This window comes from Georgenia sp. H159, from assembly GCF_035607575.1.
In the GTDB taxonomy this organism is placed as follows: Bacteria; Actinomycetota; Actinomycetes; order Actinomycetales; family Actinomycetaceae; genus Oceanitalea.
Genome location: NZ_JAYDZY010000004.1, coordinates 96,497 through 113,289, shown reverse-complemented (window position 1 = coordinate 113,289; position 16,793 = coordinate 96,497). Strand labels below are relative to the sequence as shown.

Sequence of the window (16,793 nt, the reverse complement as noted above, 5' to 3'; positions counted from 1 at the left end):
GGAAGGAAGAGCACGACATGGCCAAGGACATCAAGGTCTGCATCGGCGTCCACGTCGACGCCGTCGCGGGCTGGCTCGGCTCCTACGGGGGCCAGGACTCACCGAACGACATCCAGCGCGGCATGTTCGCCGGCGAGGTCGGGGTCCCGCGGCTCCGCGGGCTGCTGGAGCGGCGGGGGCTGCCGGCGACCTGGTTCGTGCCGGGGCACTCCGTGGAGACGTTCCCCCGCGAGATCGGGGACGTCGCGGCGGCCGGCTTCGAGATCGGCTGTCACGGCTACAGCCACGAGAACCCGGTGGCGATGACCCCTCAGCAGGAGGCCGACGTCCTGGGTCGCTCGGTCGAGCTGGTCAAGGACCTCACCGGCCGCGGGCCCAAGGGGTACGTGGCGCCGTGGTGGGAGATGAGCGAGCACACCGCGCAGCTGCTGCTCGACCACGGCTTCTCCTACGACAACTCCCAGAGCTACGACGACTTCACCCCGTTCTACGCGCGGGTGGGCGACACGTGGACGCACGTCGACTACGCCAAGGACGCCGCGGAGTGGATGAAGCCCCTGGTCAGGGGGCACCAGGTGGATCTCGTCGAGATCGCCGCGAACTGGTACGTGGACGACCTGCCCCCGATGATGTTCATCAAGGGCAACCCCAACTCCCACGGCTTCGTCGCACCGCAGGTCATCGAGCAGCTGTGGAAGGACCAGTTCGACTGGATCTACCGGGAGCTGGACTACGCCGTGTTCCCGTTCACCATCCACCCCGACGTCGCGGGGCGGCCCCAGGTGCTCCTCATGCTCGAGCGGGTCTTCGACTACATCGGCGGGCACGACGGCGTCGAGTGGCTGACGTTCGCCGACGTCGCAGACGACTTCCGCCGACGGGTGCCCTTCACCGGCTGACAGCCGAAGGCCCGGAGCTCGCCCCCGAGCTCCGGGCCTTCTCGCTGCCACCTGCCGGTCCGGGATGCGCACCCGGGCCGGTGGGCTTGAATTGCCCCATGACCAGGAGTTTCACGGGCGCGGTGGCCATCGCGCTGCTCACCCTCGTTGGGTGCTCGGCGACCATCCCCACCGACCCGGACGGTACGCTCGACCGGGTGACCGGTGGGACGCTGCGGGTCGGTGTGTCCCCGAGCCCGCCGTGGACGGACCTGCCGGACGGCCCCGACGGCGACCCGGAGGGCACGGAGATCCGGCTGGTCGAGGACTTCGCGGAGTCGATCCGGGCGGACGTGGAGTGGGTCCCGGGAGGCGAGGAGGACCTCATCGGGCGGCTCGAGCGCGGCGAGCTGGACCTCGTCGTCGGTGGCCTGACCGCCAGGTCACCGTGGTCGGAGAAGGCGGCACTGACGTACCGGTACACGGAGACGACCGGACCGGAGGGGGAGAAGGAGCTGCACGTCATGGCCGCTCCGATGGGCGAGAACGCCTTCCTCGTCGAGCTCGAGGGCTTCCTCCTGGAGGCGGACCTGTGAACTTCGGCCACACCGAGCTGCCGGAGGAGCAGCAGGCACAGCTGCGGCGAGCGGTCCGCCTGGCGTGGCTGACCATCGCCTTCCTCGTCACCGCCGTCACCGGTGTCTACCTCGCGATGGGCAGCTCCCAGGCGATGAAGGCCGCGTGGATGGAGGACATGCTCTCCTTCATCCCGCCGATCGCCTTCCTCCTGGCCGTGCACCGCACCCGGCGCCTCCCGACTCCGCAGCACCCGTACGGCTACCACCGGGCGGTCGGCATCGGGCACCTCGTCGCGGCGACGGCGCTCGTCGCCATGGGCGCCTTCATGGTGTTCGACTCCGGCTCCGGTCTCCTCAAGGCGGAGCACCCTCCGGTGGGGCTCATCGAGATCGGCGGGCAGGTCATGTGGTCCGGGTGGCTGATGATCGCCGTCCTCGCCTACACGGCCGTGCCGCCGGTGCTGCTCGGTCGGGCGAAGATGCCGCTCGCCCAGAGCCTCCACGACAGGGTGCTGTACGCCGACGCGGACATGAACAAGGCCGACTGGATGACCGCCGTCGGAGGCATCGTCGGTGTCGTCGGGATCGGTCTGGGGCTATGGTGGGCCGACGCCGTGGCGGCGCTGTTCATCTCGGGGAGCATCCTGTACGACGGCGTGCGGAACATGCGCGTCGCCGTCGGTGCGCTCATGGACGCCCGAGCGGAGACGTACGACGGCCACGACCCGCACCCGCTCGTCCTGCGGATCGACGAGCACCTGGCCGCGCTTCCCTGGGTCGCCACCTCCCGCTCCCGGGTGCGCGACCAGGGCCACGTCTTCCACGTCGAGTCCTTCGTGGTCCCGGCGCAGGGGCACTCCCCCACCCTGGCCGACCTCGCCACAGCTCGGCAGTCCGTCGTCGACCTCGACTGGAAGGTCGACGACATGGTGCTCATCCCGGTCGAGGAGCTGCCCGAGCAGCTGCTGCCCTCCGTCGCAGAGGAACGGGCCGGCCGAGGCGAGGCGGGCGGGCACGACGCCACGCAATGACCGCGGTCAACCAGTGGACGGCTACCGCCCGCCGTCGGCGAGTCAGGCCTTCCACACCGTCTTGAGGTTGCAGAACTCCCGGATCCCGTCCGCGGCGAGCTCACGGCCGTAGCCGGAGTCCTTGATGCCGCCGAAGGGCAGCTCGGGGTGGGAGACGGTCATGCCGTTGAGGAAGACGGCGCCGGCATCAAGATTGGCGGTGAACCACGCCTCCTCGTCCGGGTCGGTGGTCCAGACCGAGCTCGACAGACCGAACCGCGTCTGGTTGGCGATCCTCAGCGCGTCGGCGTTGTCGTTCGCGCGGTAGACCGACGCAACGGGCCCGAACGCCTCCTCGAGGACCAGCCGGGCGTCATCGGGGATGTCCGCCACGACCGTCGGTGCGTAGAAGAAGCCGTCCCCCTCCGGGACGAATCCTCCGGTGAGCACGGTCGCCCCCCTGTCCCGGGCGTCGTCGACGAGCTCGGCGAGCTCGTCACGGCCCGCCCGGGTGGCGAGCGGCCCCACCTCGGTCTCCGGCAGGAGGGGGTTGCCGACGACGAGCCGGGACATGCGCGCGGTGAAGTCCGCGACGAACGCGTCGTACACGTCGGTGTGCACGATGAAGCGCTTGCCGGCGATGCAGGACTGACCGTTGTTGCTGGTTCGTGCGCGCACCGCGGTCTCCGCCGCGGCCGCAAGGTCCGCGCTCGGCAGCACGATGAACGGGTCGGAGCCACCGAGCTCGAGAACCGCCTTCTTGACCGACCTGCCGGCGGTGCCGGCGACCGACCGGCCCGCCGGCTCGGACCCGGTGAGGGTCACCGCGGTGACCCTCGGGTCCTCGATGACGGCAGCGACGTCGGCCGAGCCGATGAGGAGCGTGCGGAACGCCCCGGCCGGAAAGCCCGCCCGCTCGAACAGCGTGTCGAGGAACATCGCCGCCTGCGGCACGTTCGAGGCGTGCTTGAGCAGGCCCGTGTTCCCGGCCATGAGGGCGGGTGCGGCGAACCGGATGACCTGCCACAGCGGGTAGTTCCACGGCATGACGGCGAGCACCGGCCCCAGCGGCTCGTAACGCGTCCAGGCGCGCGAGGCGCCGACCGTCGACGGGTCCTCCAGCGGCTCGCCGGCGAGGAACCCCTCGGCGTGCTCCGCGTAGAAGCGCATGGCCCTGGCGGACTTGCGCACCTCGGCGACGGACTGCGCGATCGGCTTGCCCATCTCGACGGTGATGAGCTCTCCCAGCCCCTCGGCCTGGTCATCCAGGATGTCGGCCGCGGCGTTCATCCAGCCCGCCCGCTGGGCGAACGTCGTCGAGCGCAGGGTCGACGCGGCAGCGGCGGCCGCCGCGATGCGCTGCTCGACCTCCTCCGGTGTGTGCGGCTCGATGATCGTCTCGGTCGCCGCGGTGGTCGGGTTGACGGTGGCCAGTGCCATGGGTGTCTCCTCCTCGAGAGTGCGTGGGGCCGATGCTATTCGAAACGTAGCGTTTTGCATATTGGATATTCTTCGCTAGTGTCGCGGTCGACGAGGAGGTCCGATGAACGAGCAGCAGAGCCTGCGCACGGCCGGCAGGATGACCGACGAGGTGCTGGGCGTCCTCCATGCCCGGATCGTCGACGGCACCCTGCCCCCGGGCCGGAAGGTCGGCATCGAGGCGATCGCGCGGGAGTTCGGCATCAGCCGCACCCCGGTGCGCGAGGCGGTCCTCAAGCTGGAGTCGCTCGGACTGGTGGACCGCCTCCCCTATCGCGGCTCGGTCGTCGCTGCGATCAGCGAGGAGGACCTCAGCGAGGTCGCGGCCCTGCGCGTGGTCCTCGAGGGCCTCGCCGCCGAGCTCGGTACGCCCCGGCTGACGAAGCCCGACCTCGTGCGGATGCGAGCCGTCCTCGCCGAGCTCGACTCTGCCGCAGATGAGCCCGACTACGCCCTCGGGCGCTTCAACGCCCTCAACCGCGAGTTCCACCGGACCATCTACGCGGCCGCCGGCAGCCCGGTGCTGCTGCGCCTCATCGACCAGCTCGCGGCCGAGGCCGACCGCCTCCGCCTGCGCGGGGACGTCCGCGGCAGCGGTGCCGACACCCACCACCGGGAGATCCTCGCCGCGTGCGAACGGCGCGACGCGGTCGCTGTCGCCGACCACACCCGTCGCCACATCGCCCAGCTCGTCCGGTCCCGCCACCACGGGACCGAGCCCGACCTGCTCTCCCGGGTCCTGGGCCCGGACCTCCACCTCTCGCCCGAAGGAGCACCCGAACGATGACCACCTCCGGCCGGCTCCCGGCCATCCCGCCCCTGTTCCTCACCGACGAGGACGTCGCCGCCCTGTCCAACTGGACGCACGCGATCGACGCCGTGCGCGGCGCGTACACCGCCGCGGAGAGCTCCACCCGCACCCCGGGGCGGATCTTCGCTCAGAGCCCCCGCGAGTGGATGCGGATCATGCCCTCGGTGCCCGAGAGCGGACGGCTCCTCGGCGCCAAGTCGATCGTCGGGTCGTTCGGAGAGGAGCTGCGGGTCAGCTACCTCATCTCCCTGTTCGACAAGGAGACCGCCGACCTCGTCGCGCTCATCGACGGCAACCGCGTCACCGGCCTGCGCACCGCGGCGACGACGGCGGTCGGTACCGAGGCCATCGCCCCGGCACGCCCCCTCACGGTCGGCGTCATCGGCTCGGGCTTCGAGGCCCGGTCCCACCTCACCGCCCTTGCGTACCTCCTCGAGTTCGCCGAGGTCCGCGTGTTCAGTCCGACGCAGTCCAACCGGGAGGCCTTCGCCCGCGACTTCGACGCCCAGCTCTCCGCTCCGGTCACCGCCGTCACCTCCGCGCGGGCGGCTGCCGAGGGGGCCGACCTCGTGCTGTGCGCGGCGCGCTCGCGGGACGAGTCCCCCACGGTGCAGGCCGAGTGGGTCGGCCCCGACGCCACGGTCGTGTCGATCGGCTCGACCACGCCCGGCCAGCGCGAGCTGCCGGCCGCCCTCCTCGCGCGGGCGACCGTCGTCGTCGCCGACGCCCCGGAGGAGGTAGTCCACGGCAGCGGCGACCTCATCGCCGCGCGCGCCGAGGGCGTGGACGTCGACTCCCTCGTCGTCCCGCTCTCCGGGGTGCTGCTCGGCGAGATCCCGGTGGACCGCGACGCCGGCATCCGCGTCTACAAGTCCACCGGCTCGGGCCTCCAGGACATCGTCGTCGCCGAGATGCTCTACGACCGCGCCCGCTCCGAGGGCTACGGCCACGAGCTCCCCGTCGGAATCGTCACCACGAAGAAGTGAGGAAGAACAGCACCATGGTGGACTACACGAAGAACCAGGCCCGCGAGTGGGCCAAGCAGAACTGGAACGGCGCCATCGCCGTGACCATGCCCTCCTACACGGCCGACTTCTCGGGCATCAACGACAAGGCCATCGCCCACGACATCACCCGGCTCAAGGAGCTCGGCTTCGCCGGCACCCTCCTGGTCACCGAGCTCAACGTCACCCCGGAGGAGAACGCGCGGATCACCGCGGTGGCCCGGGAGGTCGGCGGCCCGGACTTCCAGCTGTTCTTCCACTGCTCCTTCAACACGCTCGAGGAGAACATCAGGGCACTCACGCTCGCCGAGAAGGCGGGTGTCGACTCGGTCCTGCTCTCCTACCCCACCTCCTACTGGCCCACGAGCCTGGACCAGGTGTTCGACTACACCAAGGCGATCTGCGACTCCACCGACCTGGGTGTCATGCTCTTCGGCCTGCCTGCCTGGGGATTCGAGCGCATCCACCCGGCTGGCATGCCGGTCCCGTTCGTGCGCACGGTGCTCGACGAGATCCCGAACATCGTCGCCATCAAGGCCGAGCAGGGCTACCCGACCATCGGTGGCATCATGGAGATGTACCACCACTTCAACGGTGAGGTGGTCATCAGCTGCCCGATCGAGAGCGAGACGATCCCGCTCATGTCGGTGCTCGACTTCCAGTTCTCGGGGACGAGCAACACGAACTGGATGTCGGACTACTTCCCGCGCGCCTTCGACCTCGCCCGCACCGGCGGGTGGGAGGAGGCGATGGAGCTGTGGTGGCAGGTTGCGCCCGCCCGGGCCGCCAACGTCGCCATCCTCAGCGGCTCGGCCGTCGGCACGACGGTCATCAACCGCACCGGCTGGAAGTACCAGGAGTGGCTCGCCGGCTTCAACGGCGGCGCCCTGCGCGGCCCTGCCGGCCGCCTCCCCGACCGACTGATGAAGCAGGCGCGTGCGGCGCTCGTCGCCTCCGGCCTGCCCGTCACCGACTCCCCCGACGAGGAGTTCGTCCGCGGCCGGATCCCGGCCTGAGCCTTGAGCACGCGGAGGGGCCGCAGCACGCGTGCGGCCGCTCCGCGGACCGACCGCCCGAAAGGTACGTACCCCGTGGCCAACCAGAACGTGGCACCGAACGACGCCGTCGTCGTCGCCTACCAGCGCACGCCGATCGGACGTGCCCGCAAGGGGTCGCTCGCCGCCGAGCGGCCCGAGGACCTCGCGCTCGCGGCCGTCCGGGCGACGCTCGCCCACGTCCCGCAGCTCGACCCGCGGGAGCTCGGCGACTTCTACCTCGGGTGCGCCGTGCCCGAGGGGACGCAGGGGAGCAACCTCGGGCGGCGCGTCGCCGTGCTCGGCGGGATGGACTTCCTCCCGTCGGCGTCGGTCAACCGCTTCTGCGCCTCCTCCCTGCAGGCGACGGCGATGGCCGCCCAGGCCGTCAAGGCGGGCGACGGCGAGGCCTACCTCGTCGGCGGCGTCGAGTCGACGTCGCACCAGCCGCCGAACCCCGCGGACCCCTACCCCGGGTCGGAACGCGCTGCGGCGCGGGCGGACGAGCTCTTCGAGTCCGGCGCGACGTGGCGCGACCCTCGCGAGGAGGGCGAGACGCCCGACGTCGACATCGCCATGGGCAGGACCGCCGAGTTCGTCGCCGGCCTCACCGGCACCACCCGCACGGACCAGGACGAGTGGGCGCTGAAGTCCCAGCGCGCGGCCGTCGACGCCGTCGCCCGCGGGTACTTCGCCGGCGAGATCGCCCCGTACACCCGGGCCGACGGAGACGTCGTCACGGCCGACGACGGCCCCCGCCCCTCCACCACGCTTGAGGTCCTCGCCGGCCTGCCACCGGTCTTCCGGTCCGACGGCACGGTGACCGCCGGCAACGCGAGCCCGCTGAACGACGGCGCCTCAGCCCTGGTCGTGATGAGCGGACGACGGGCCGAGGAGCTGGGGATTCCCCCGCTCGCCCGCATCCTCGGGAGCGCGGCCAGTGCACTGTCGCCGGAGATCATGGGACTCGGCCCGGTGGAGGCGTCCACGCGGCTGCTCGCGCGGCTCGGGCTGTCGGTCGACGACGTCGACCTCATCGAGCTCAACGAGGCGTTCGCCGCCCAGGTCGTGCCCGTCGTGCGGCAGCTCGGGGCGGACCCGGACCGGGTCAACCCGCACGGCGGCGCCATCGCTCTCGGCCACCCGTTCGGGATGACCGGCGCCCGCCTGGTCGGCACGCTGGCCCGTGGACTCCAACGGACCGACACGACCCTCGGCCTCGCGACACTGTGCGTGGGCGGCGGACAGGGCATGGCGATGGTGCTGGAGCGACTGTCATGACGATCACCCCCTTCGTCCGGGGGCTCATGGCCGAGGACCCCAGCCTCGGGGCGCTCGGCATCACGGTTCTCGAGGCCATCGAGGGGCACGCCGTCGCGACGCTGACCGTACAGCCCCAGATGGTCAACGGCCACGGCATCACCCAGGGTGGCTACGTCTTCGCCCTGGCGGACGCCGCCTTCGCCTTCGCCGCCAACTCCGTGCTCGAGGGGGCCGCGACGACGGACGCCCAGATCACCTACCTCTCGCCCAGCAGGGTCGGGGAGGTGCTCGTCGCCGACGCCGGCGTGTACTTCCGGGACGGCAGGCGAGTCGTCGTCGACGTGCTCGTCCGCTCCGCACACCGCGAGGTCGCGCTCTTCCGGGGGACGGGCCGGGCACTGCGGACGCCGAGCACGGGCTGAGGCTCAGCGCGCAGACTTCTGCAGGGCCGCCGCACGCACCCCGATGCCGTGCAGCGCGAGCTCGACGAGCTCGGCGGCGAACGTGTCGTCGAGCGGCCCCTGCTGCAGGAGCAGCCGCAGGTAGATCGGCGAGTAGGCGAGGTTCGCGAGCATGCTCGGATCGATGTCGGAGCGGACCACACCCTCCTCGACCCCGCGCTGGATGAGGGCCTCCACGGCCGAGCGGCGGCCGAGCCAGAACCTGTTGTGGAACTCCTCGAGGGTGGCCGGGTCGTACTGGGCCTCGGCGATGAGCTGGGCAACCAGCTTGCCGTCGAGCCCCGCGTACTGGTGCACCACGGCGGCCACGTGCTCCCGCAGCGCCTCCTCGAACGGCACGTCGTCGCGCACGGGGGTGTGGGAGAGGTACGCGGTGACGAACGCGTCGATCACGACGGCCGCCTTGTTGTCCCACCACCGGTAGATCGTCGACTTGCTCACGCCCGCGTGCTTGGCGATCGCCTCGATGGAGAGCTTCTGGATCGTGGTCCCGCCGCGGGCCCCCACGCCGAGAAGCTTGAGCGTCGACCTGAGGATCGCTTGACGACTTTCTTCGCTACGGGCCACCATGTGGCGGATCTTATCCGATACGAGACGTCTCGCAAGAGCCTGCGGTGTCGTGTCCGCCCGCTTGTCTGAGAGGCTTACCGCCGGGGGCTGGAACCATCACGGCACTGTGCGGGGAGGCGGGTGACTGGGCCATGGCGGCCGTCGACTACAACCTGCTGCGCCCGCTACGCGTCCTCCTCGAGGAGCGCAACGTCACGAGGGCCGCCGAACGACTGCACGTCTCCCAGTCGGCGATGTCGATCGCGCTCAGCCGGCTGCGGCGGCACTACGACGACCCGCTGCTCCTCCGGCAGGGCAACCGGTACAGCCTCACCCCGCTCGCCGAACGCCTGCTCGCCGCGCTGCCCCACGCGATCGCGGAGGCCGAGCACGTCTTCAGCCTGCAGTCGGCGTTCGATCCCGTGACGAGCAGCCGTCAGTTCGTCATCGCCGGCGTGGACTACACGATCGCGCGCATCGCCCCGGCCCTCACGAGGATCGTCGAGCGCGAGGCACCGAACGTCCGGTTCGAGTTCCCCGCGGTCGATGCCGCCTTCGTCAACGGCCTGCCCGACTCGCTGCGGACGATCGACGGTGTGTTCTTCGCGCACGGCTACCTCACCGACCACCCGCACCTCGACCTCATCACCGAGGCCTGGGTGTGCCTCCTGGACGGCGCCTCCGGCCTGAGCGACAGCCCCACGGCCGACGAGCTGCTCACCCGCCCGTGGGTGCACAACCTCACCCCGCGCGAGGGCATGGGCCCGGCACGCCAGCAGCTCCAGTTCCGCGGGATCGACATCTCGGTCGCGGCGGTGACCCCACACTTCTTCGTCATGCCCTCCCTCATCGTCGGCACGGACCGGGTCGCTCTCGTGCCGGAGGGGTTCGGCCGTCTCGCCGTCCAGCTGGAGCCCCGCCTGCAGGTGGTCGACCCTCCGCTGGACCTCGACCCGGTACGTGACGCGTTCTGGTGGCACTCCGACCGTGGCGTCGACGCGGAGCACATGTGGCTGCGCGGCGTGGTCGACCGCGCCGGGGCCGCCATACGAGCTGCTCATAGCGGGCATACCTAAACCGCGCTTCCCTCATAGCCCACCGTCGCACATCGTGTGTTGGACACCACACGTCAGCACTCGTACCATTCGATACGAGACGTACTGGACACGAAGGAGTGTTGTGTGAACACCGAAGTCGATGTCGCCGTGATCGGAGGTGGCCCGGTCGGCACGACCGCCCTCGCGCTGCTTGGCCGCCTGGGCCTGACCGCCGTCGGCCTGGAGAAGGACGAGGAGATGTGGCCCACGGCGCGCGCGGTGCACCTCGACGGCGAGACCATGCGCACGCTGCAGAGCCTGGGCATCGCCGAGGAGCTCGCCGCGGTGACGATCCCGATGAAGGACGTCGAGATCGTCAACGAGGCCGACGAGGTTCTCGTCCATGCCCGTACCGACCGCTTCGGGGACCAGGCGTGGAACGACCACATCAGCTTCCACCAGCCAGATGTGGAGCGGCTCATCCGCGAGGTCGTCGCCACAACGCCGGGCGTCGAGCTGCGGTGCGGCACAGTGGCAACCGGGGTGCGGAACGTCGACGGCGGAGTCGAGGTGACCACCATGGCGAAGGACGGGACCGAGGAGGTTCTGCGTGCTCGGTGGGTGATCGCCGCCGACGGGGCCCGGTCCTCCGTCCGCCACGCCCTGGGCATCCAGGGCGACAAGTACGGGCAGGACGCCCAGTGGCTCGTCGTCGACGGGCAGCTCGTCGGGGCGCCGGGGTGCGCGGCCGACATGGTTCAGTTCGGCCGGTACAGCCGGCCGGCACTGTGGTTGCGGCTTCCCGGTACCCGGGTGCGCATGGAGTTCATGCTCATGCCCGACGACGACCCGAACGAGATCGTCACCCCGGCCGCCGTCGAGCGCATCAGCCGCGGCATCCTGCCGGCGGACAGGTTCACACCCGACCGGCAGGCGATCTACACGTTCCGCGGCCGGATCGCCCAGCAGTGGCGCAGCGGGAACATCTTCCTCGCGGGCGACGCGGCGCACCAGGCGCCGCCGTTGTTCGGGCAGGGCCTGTGCGCAGGCCTGCGCGACATCGCGAACCTCGCCTGGAAGCTCGACCTCGTCAAGCGCGGCATCGCCGGCGACGAGTTCCTCGACACCTACGAGAGCGAGCGCAAGCCACACGCCACGTTCTGGGTCGAGACCGCCGCGAACCAGGCGGTCGTCATCCAGACCACGGACCCGAAGGTCGCCGCCGGACGGGACGAGTACATCAGGGCGAACCCCGGCGCGAGCGCCGTCCCCACTTCCCCCGCGCTCGGCCCCGGCCTCCACGTGGGGGACACCGACGAGCGAGCCGGCAAGCTCGGGATCCAGCCGATCCTCGCCGACGGCACGCGCCTCGACGACATGGTCGGGGCCCACTTCCTCGTCGCGGTGGACCGCACCGTCTACCGCTCACTCCCTGCCGCGACGAAGACGCTCCTGGACGAGGACGGCGACGTCGTCACGCTCCTCGACCCGCTCAAGGTCGAGCAGATCCTCGCCTCCGTCGGGGCGAAGGCGGTCGTCCTGCGGCCCGACCACTACATCCTCGGCGCCGCCGACTCGCCAGCCGACCTCGAGCGCCTCGTGCACGCCATCCCGTCCGTCGCTCGCGCGAGCACTCTGACCGCCACTACTCGCTAAGGAGCTCCAGCCATGGCCTTCAGCCCGATCTCCCACATCCGACACTTCGACATCGCGGTACCCGACTTCGACAAGCAGGTGGAGTTCTACAAGAACCACTGGGGTCTGACCGTCCAGCACGACGACGGTGACGTCGTCTACTTCGCGGCGGAGGGATCGCCCGAGCAGTACGTGACCCGGGTGCGCCGATCGGCGGACAAGCGCCTCGACCTCGTCGCCTTCGGCGCCGCGGACCGGCAGGCCGTCGACACCCTCGCGCAGGACCTCGCCCGCTCCGGCGTGCAGATCGTCTTCGAGCCGACCGACCTCAAGACCCTAGGCGGTGGCTACGGTTTCCGCTTCTTCGACCTCGAGGGACGCACGATCGAGGTCTCCACCGACGTCGAGGTGCGCCAGCACCGCAAGATCGAGAAGCGCGAGTCGATCCCGGTCCGGCTGTCGCACGTCGTGCTCAACTCCAACGCACCGGAGAAGATGCGCGCGTGGTACGAGAAGCACCTCGGCTTCCGGCTCTCCGACACCCTCAACCACCCGCACGTCGGCGACCTGTTCTACTTCATGCGCTGCAACAACCAGCACCACTCGATGGCGATCGCCCGCGGCCCGCACGCCTCGCTGCAGCACGCCTCGTTCGAGCTGCGCGGCCTCGACGAGTACATGTTCGGAAGCGGCCGGATGATCCGTGCCGGATACCGCAAGATCTGGGGGCCGGGCCGCCACGCGGCCGGCGACAACACCTTCACCTACTTCGTGGACCCCAACGGCAACACGATGGAGATGACCACCGAGCTGGCCGAGATCGACGAGGACTCCTGGCACCCGAGCATCTTCGACGTCCAGGAGCCGGAGACCTCCGACCAGTGGGGCACGGGCGGCGACATGGACGAGTTCATCACCAAGGAGATGTTCAACGACCCGGACACCGACTCCCTCTTCGTCGCCCCGCCCGTCTGATCCGACCCACAGCAGAAGGAGGGAAGATGACGAGCTTCGCCATCTGCACCGTCGAGCTCGACGGCTCCATGGTGCCGGGCATGGTCGACGGGGACAGCTTCCACGACGTGCGGCTCGCGCTGCCCGCCGTCCGCACCACGTCGGACCTGTTCGCCGACTGGGAGTCGAACCTCGACCTGCTCACGGCCTACCTCGCCGCACCCGCTGCCGCCCCGCAGTCGCTCGAGGTGCTGCGCACCGCCGGGCGACTGCGCGTGCTGCCGCCCGTGCAGCCGGTCGGCCCGGTCCTGGCGGCCGGGGCGAACTACCGGGCCCACATCATCGAGATGAGCGTCGCGCACAAGCTCGGTGAGGACGGCGCCTCGGACGCGCAGCTGCGCGAGGACGCGGCCACGGAGATTGAGACCCGAGTCCGCACCGGCGACCCCTACGTCTGGACCGGGATCCCGTCCGCGGTGTGCGGCGCCTACGACGACGTACAGCTGCCCGACGTCGGCGGGGACGTCGACTGGGAGCTCGAGCTCGGCGTCGTCATCGGACGGCGCGCCCACCGCGTCTCCGTCGAGGACGCGCTGCAGTACGTGGCCGGGTACACGATCGTCAACGACCTCACGGCTCGTACCCTGGTCCCGCGAGCCGACATGGCCAAGATCGGCACCGACTGGTTCCGCGCGAAGAACCAGCCGGGCTTCTTCCCGACCGGGCCGGTCGTGGTCCCGGCGCGTTTCGTTCCCGATCCCTCCGACCTCCGCCTGGAGCTCAGGCTCAACGGTCGCCTCATGCAGGACGCCACCACGGCCGACTTGGCGTTCGACGTGCCGAGCCTCATCTCCTACGCGTCGTCAGTGGCGATCCTGCAGCCGGGAGACCTGCTCATCACCGGCTCACCCGCAGGCAACGGTTCCCATTGGAAGCGCTTCCTGCGCGACGGTGACGTCATGGAGGCGACGATCACGGGGCTCGGGATGCAGCGCACCGTCATCCGAGCCGCGAGCGGGGTGCTGCCTCCGTGGCAGGCGTCGCGCGCGAGCACGGTGGCGGCGCCGTGAGCCTCCGCCAGCTCGTCTTCGTCCCGCCCGTACCGCTGCTTGTCGCCGAGGAGCTCGGCCTGCTTGCCGCCGCCGGTCTGGACGTCGAGACCCGGCGGACCCGCTCGAGCGCCGAGCAGCTGGACGCGCTCCGGTCCGGCGACGCCGACGCCGTCGTGACGGCGATGGACAACGTCTTCGTCTGGAACCAGCTGGGCGCTGACGTGCGGATCGTCGCCCAGGTCGAGCGGACGACCTCACTCGCCGTCTACGCCGCGCCGGAGCGTCGAGCCCTCGCCGACCTCCATGGGGCCCGATTCGCCGTCGACGCGTACGCCAACGGCTTCGCCATCATCGCTCGCACCCTGCTGGCCCGCGCCGGTGTGGAGGCGACGTTCGTCGAGGTCGGCGGCGTCACGGAGCGCCTCGACGCGCTCGTCACCGGCGCCGCCGACGCGACGCTGCTCGGTCCGCCACTCGACAAGCTGGCCGAGCGTGCCGGCCTCGTGCGGCTCACGTCGGCCAACGAGGTGTTCCCGGCACTTCCCGGGCAGGGCGTGGTCGTTCGCGCCACCCGCTCGGCGCAGGAAACTGCGACGCTCACGGCCTACCTCGCCGTCCTCGCCGCCGCGGTGACGGCGACTGAGGCCATGGGCGACGACGACGGCGCCGTGCTGCTCGAGCAGCACGGCTTCCCCAGCGACGCCGCCGCCACCGCCTGGCGCACCCGACCGCGCTCGCTCGCCGTCGATCCCGGCGGGCTCGGCCTCCTCGAGGAGCTGCGCGAGCACCTCGACCTCATCCCTCCCGGCTACGCCGGGCGCGCCGCCCTCCACGACGGCGCGCTCCTGGCCCGCCTCTGACCGTCCCCACGACCGCCCGCTCGACGAGGAGAACCCATGGATGTCACCACAGTCCGCAGCGCCCGTGAGGTGCTCGGCTCCGAGTTCACGATCAACAAGCTCCCCATCAAGAACCGGATCGTCCTCGGACCGATGTCCGTCCTGCGCCCGACCGAGGACGGCCGGCCCAGCGCGCAGACGATCGCGTTCCTCGCGCGCCGCGCCGAGGGCGGCGTCGGGCTCATCATCGTCGGCGGCTCGGTCGCGACCGAGCGCGCCTGGCGCGAGTCGCCGTTCTCGCCGAACCTCCGGTTCGACAAGGACGAGTTCGTCCCGGACCTCAAGCGCCTGACGGACGCGGTGCACGAGCACGGCACGCCCGTGTTCTCCCAGATCTTTCCGAGCTTCGGCCGCATGGGCGTGCCACGGGACGGACACTGGATCTCGGCGGCGAGCCCCAAGCCGGTGGACATGGGGGTCGGTGGCCTCCCCGACCACGTCTACATCCCCGGCGGCCGGGTCACCCCGCCGCCGCACGAGGCAACGGTCGAGGAGATCAAGGGGATCGAGGCGGACGTCGTCGCCGCGGCGCGACGGTCCGTCGCAGCGGGGTTCGACGGCGTCGAGATCGGCGCCCACATGTGCTACTTCTACTCCTCGTTCCTCTCGCCGCTGTCGAACGAGCGGACCGACGAGTACGGCGGCTCGGCGGAGAACCGGGCGCGCACCCTGCGCGACACCGTCGCGGCCGTGCGGGCCGAGGTCGGCCCGGACTTCCCGATCGGCATCCGGATGAGCGTGAACGACCACATGCCCGGCGGCCAGGGGCCGGACGGCTGGGCCGAGGTCGCCGCCCACATCGTGCCCGCGGGCGTGGACTACATCGCGCTCAGCGAGGGCAACTACGAGTCCCTCGGCACGAACCTGCCGACCCCCTCGGGCACCATGCTCGCCCACGGCGAGCCGCAGGCGTTCCGTCGGGCCGTGGGTGAGGGCGTGCGGCTCTTCCTCTCGAGCACTCCCGACCCGGAGCAGGCGGCGGCCGCCATCAGCGCGGGCCACGCGGACGCGACCATGCTCGCCCGGCAGCTGCTCGCCGACCCCGACTTCCCGGCGAAGGTGGTCGAGGGGCGCGAGGCGGAGATCGTCTGGTGCGACCAGGCGAACTCCTGCATGCGCCGCCTCATGCTCGGCGCCCCCGTCCACTGCCACAAGAACCCCGAGATGGGCCGCGAGGACCCGAACGCGCAGCAGTCCACCCGCGTCCAGGACCTCGCCGTCTGGGCAGCCGGCAACCCCGTCCTCATGGGGCTGGCCGACAAGGTGGCTCGCCTCGCCCAGAAGCGGAAGGCGAAGCACTGACATGACCGCGATCGCCTACAAGCTCACGCTGCTCCTCACCGCCAGGGAGGGGCTGTCGCCCGACGACCTCGCCGACGCCTGGCTCGAGCTCGAGGAGCGACAGCCCCTCCGGGCCGCCGGGCTCGTCGCCCACACGTTCAACCGCCTGCTCCCCGTGCCCTCCCCGGTCACCGGGGCACCGCCCGCACCCTTCCACGCCGCCGTCGAGACCTGGTGGCAGCGCAAGAACGACGCCGCCTCATGGGTCGTGTCCCGCGAGTTCGAGGAGGAGTGGCTGCCCGACCGCCTCGCCCTCCTCGCCGGACCACCGGCGGCGGTCGGCGGCGCGCCCGGGCTCGCCTGGGAACGGGACCTGCCCGAGCCAGCGGCACCGGTCCGGGTCCTGGTCCTGCCGGTCGCGCTGCGGCGGCTCCGGTTCGCCGAGTTCGTCGACCACTGGACCACGCAGCACACCCGTCTCGCCCTCGAGGGCCCCCTGGCGAAGGACCGCCTCGTGAGCCTCGAGCACACCCCCGCACCGATCCCGCCGCCGGGGCAGTTCGCGCGCACTCGGTACGACGGCGTCGCCGCGATCACCTTCGAGTCCGCCGAGGCGCTTGCCGCGGAGTTCGGGAGCGACTACTACGAGCAGGTGCTCGCTCCCGACGAGCGGCGGTTCACCGACACCGCGTTCTCGGCGGCGCTGGTCACCGAGCCGGTCGCCCTCTCCTGAGTCCTGACGCACGGGCCCGGGCCGTCTCGCGCGGCCCGGGCCCGATCGCGTGCGCCAGGTCCGCGGAGGGTCACCGACAACGAGCCAACCGAACCGACCGTGACTCCCGGCACCGGCCGGGACGCGTCGGCAATC

General features: G+C 71.1%; 17 protein-coding genes. 15 read left to right on the top strand and 2 right to left on the bottom strand.

Annotated features, from left to right (window positions below; genetic code table 11):
- Nucleotides 1-17 precede the first annotated feature (17 nt).
- The 3 genes from VR894_RS06945 to VR894_RS06935 all read left to right on the top strand — a co-directional run bounded on the left by VR894_RS06945 (nucleotide 18) and on the right by VR894_RS06935 (nucleotide 2,487).
- Nucleotides 18-899: a polysaccharide deacetylase gene (locus VR894_RS06945; protein WP_324650637.1), complete on the top strand. Its 882-nt coding sequence runs from the start codon at nucleotides 18-20 to the stop codon at nucleotides 897-899.
- A 98-nt stretch (nucleotides 900-997) separates the two neighbouring features.
- The gene (locus VR894_RS06940; protein WP_324650636.1) at nucleotides 998-1,474 is read left to right on the top strand and encodes a transporter substrate-binding domain-containing protein; all 477 of its coding nucleotides are present in this window, start codon (nucleotides 998-1,000) and stop codon (nucleotides 1,472-1,474) included.
- A complete protein-coding gene (locus VR894_RS06935) occupies nucleotides 1,471-2,487 on the top strand; it encodes a cation transporter (RefSeq protein WP_324650635.1) in 1,017 nt (338 codons plus the stop codon). The genes VR894_RS06940 and VR894_RS06935 overlap by 4 nt, the downstream gene beginning before the upstream one ends.
- Nucleotides 2,488-2,529: 42 nt before the next feature.
- Here VR894_RS06935 and VR894_RS06930 read toward each other — a convergent pair whose 3' ends face one another.
- Nucleotides 2,530-3,906, bottom strand: a complete 1,377-nt coding sequence (locus tag VR894_RS06930; protein WP_324650634.1) for an aldehyde dehydrogenase family protein — start codon at nucleotides 3,904-3,906, stop codon at nucleotides 2,530-2,532.
- A gap of 103 nt (nucleotides 3,907-4,009) precedes the next feature.
- Between VR894_RS06930 and VR894_RS06925 the strand changes: the two genes are divergently transcribed.
- The 5 genes from VR894_RS06925 to VR894_RS06905 all read left to right on the top strand — a co-directional run bounded on the left by VR894_RS06925 (nucleotide 4,010) and on the right by VR894_RS06905 (nucleotide 8,479).
- On the top strand, nucleotides 4,010-4,732 hold the full coding sequence (locus VR894_RS06925; RefSeq protein WP_324650633.1) for a GntR family transcriptional regulator: 723 nt from the start codon (nucleotides 4,010-4,012) through the stop codon (nucleotides 4,730-4,732).
- Nucleotides 4,729-5,742, top strand: a complete 1,014-nt coding sequence (locus VR894_RS06920; protein ID WP_324650632.1) for an ornithine cyclodeaminase family protein — start codon at nucleotides 4,729-4,731, stop codon at nucleotides 5,740-5,742. Before VR894_RS06925 ends, VR894_RS06920 begins: the two co-directional genes overlap by 4 nt.
- Complete coding sequence (locus VR894_RS06915) at nucleotides 5,739-6,776, top strand: dihydrodipicolinate synthase family protein (RefSeq protein WP_324650631.1); 1,038 nt, start codon at nucleotides 5,739-5,741, stop codon at nucleotides 6,774-6,776. Before VR894_RS06920 ends, VR894_RS06915 begins: the two co-directional genes overlap by 4 nt.
- Before the next feature lie 75 nt (nucleotides 6,777-6,851).
- A complete protein-coding gene (locus VR894_RS06910) occupies nucleotides 6,852-8,075 on the top strand; it encodes an acetyl-CoA C-acyltransferase (RefSeq protein WP_324650630.1) in 1,224 nt (407 codons plus the stop codon).
- Nucleotides 8,072-8,479, top strand: a complete 408-nt coding sequence (locus tag VR894_RS06905; RefSeq protein ID WP_324650629.1) for a hotdog fold thioesterase — start codon at nucleotides 8,072-8,074, stop codon at nucleotides 8,477-8,479. Before VR894_RS06910 ends, VR894_RS06905 begins: the two co-directional genes overlap by 4 nt.
- A gap of 3 nt (nucleotides 8,480-8,482) precedes the next feature.
- Here the strand turns inward: VR894_RS06905 and VR894_RS06900 are convergent, their stop codons facing one another.
- Nucleotides 8,483-9,088, bottom strand: a complete 606-nt coding sequence (locus VR894_RS06900; protein WP_324650628.1) for a TetR/AcrR family transcriptional regulator — start codon at nucleotides 9,086-9,088, stop codon at nucleotides 8,483-8,485.
- A 131-nt stretch (nucleotides 9,089-9,219) separates the two neighbouring features.
- On the opposite strand from VR894_RS06900, the gene VR894_RS06895 reads away from it, so the two are divergent.
- The 7 genes from VR894_RS06895 (at nucleotide 9,220) to VR894_RS06865 (ending at nucleotide 16,658) form a co-directional block, all read left to right on the top strand.
- On the top strand, nucleotides 9,220-10,143 hold the full coding sequence (locus VR894_RS06895) for a LysR family transcriptional regulator (RefSeq protein WP_324650626.1): 924 nt from the start codon (nucleotides 9,220-9,222) through the stop codon (nucleotides 10,141-10,143).
- Nucleotides 10,144-10,248: 105 nt separating this feature from the next.
- Nucleotides 10,249-11,760 (top strand): bifunctional 3-(3-hydroxy-phenyl)propionate/3-hydroxycinnamic acid hydroxylase, encoded by a 1,512-nt coding sequence (locus VR894_RS06890; RefSeq protein ID WP_324650625.1) that lies wholly within the window; start codon nucleotides 10,249-10,251, stop codon nucleotides 11,758-11,760.
- 12 nt (nucleotides 11,761-11,772) lie between these two features.
- Entirely contained in the window at nucleotides 11,773-12,714 is a 942-nt protein-coding gene (locus VR894_RS06885) for a VOC family protein (protein ID WP_324650624.1), read from the top strand.
- 26 nt (nucleotides 12,715-12,740) lie between these two features.
- The gene (locus VR894_RS06880; protein ID WP_324650623.1) at nucleotides 12,741-13,763 is read left to right on the top strand and encodes a fumarylacetoacetate hydrolase family protein; all 1,023 of its coding nucleotides are present in this window, start codon (nucleotides 12,741-12,743) and stop codon (nucleotides 13,761-13,763) included.
- Nucleotides 13,760-14,605 (top strand): ABC transporter substrate-binding protein, encoded by an 846-nt coding sequence (locus tag VR894_RS06875; protein WP_324650622.1) that lies wholly within the window; start codon nucleotides 13,760-13,762, stop codon nucleotides 14,603-14,605. The genes VR894_RS06880 and VR894_RS06875 overlap by 4 nt, the downstream gene beginning before the upstream one ends.
- Before the next feature lie 36 nt (nucleotides 14,606-14,641).
- Nucleotides 14,642-15,946, top strand: coding sequence for an NADH:flavin oxidoreductase (locus tag VR894_RS06870; protein ID WP_324650621.1), 1,305 nt, complete (start codon nucleotides 14,642-14,644; stop codon nucleotides 15,944-15,946).
- Between the two features lies 1 nt (nucleotide 15,947).
- On the top strand, nucleotides 15,948-16,658 hold the full coding sequence (locus VR894_RS06865) for an EthD domain-containing protein (protein ID WP_324650620.1): 711 nt from the start codon (nucleotides 15,948-15,950) through the stop codon (nucleotides 16,656-16,658).
- Nucleotides 16,659-16,793: the final 135 nt, after the last annotated feature.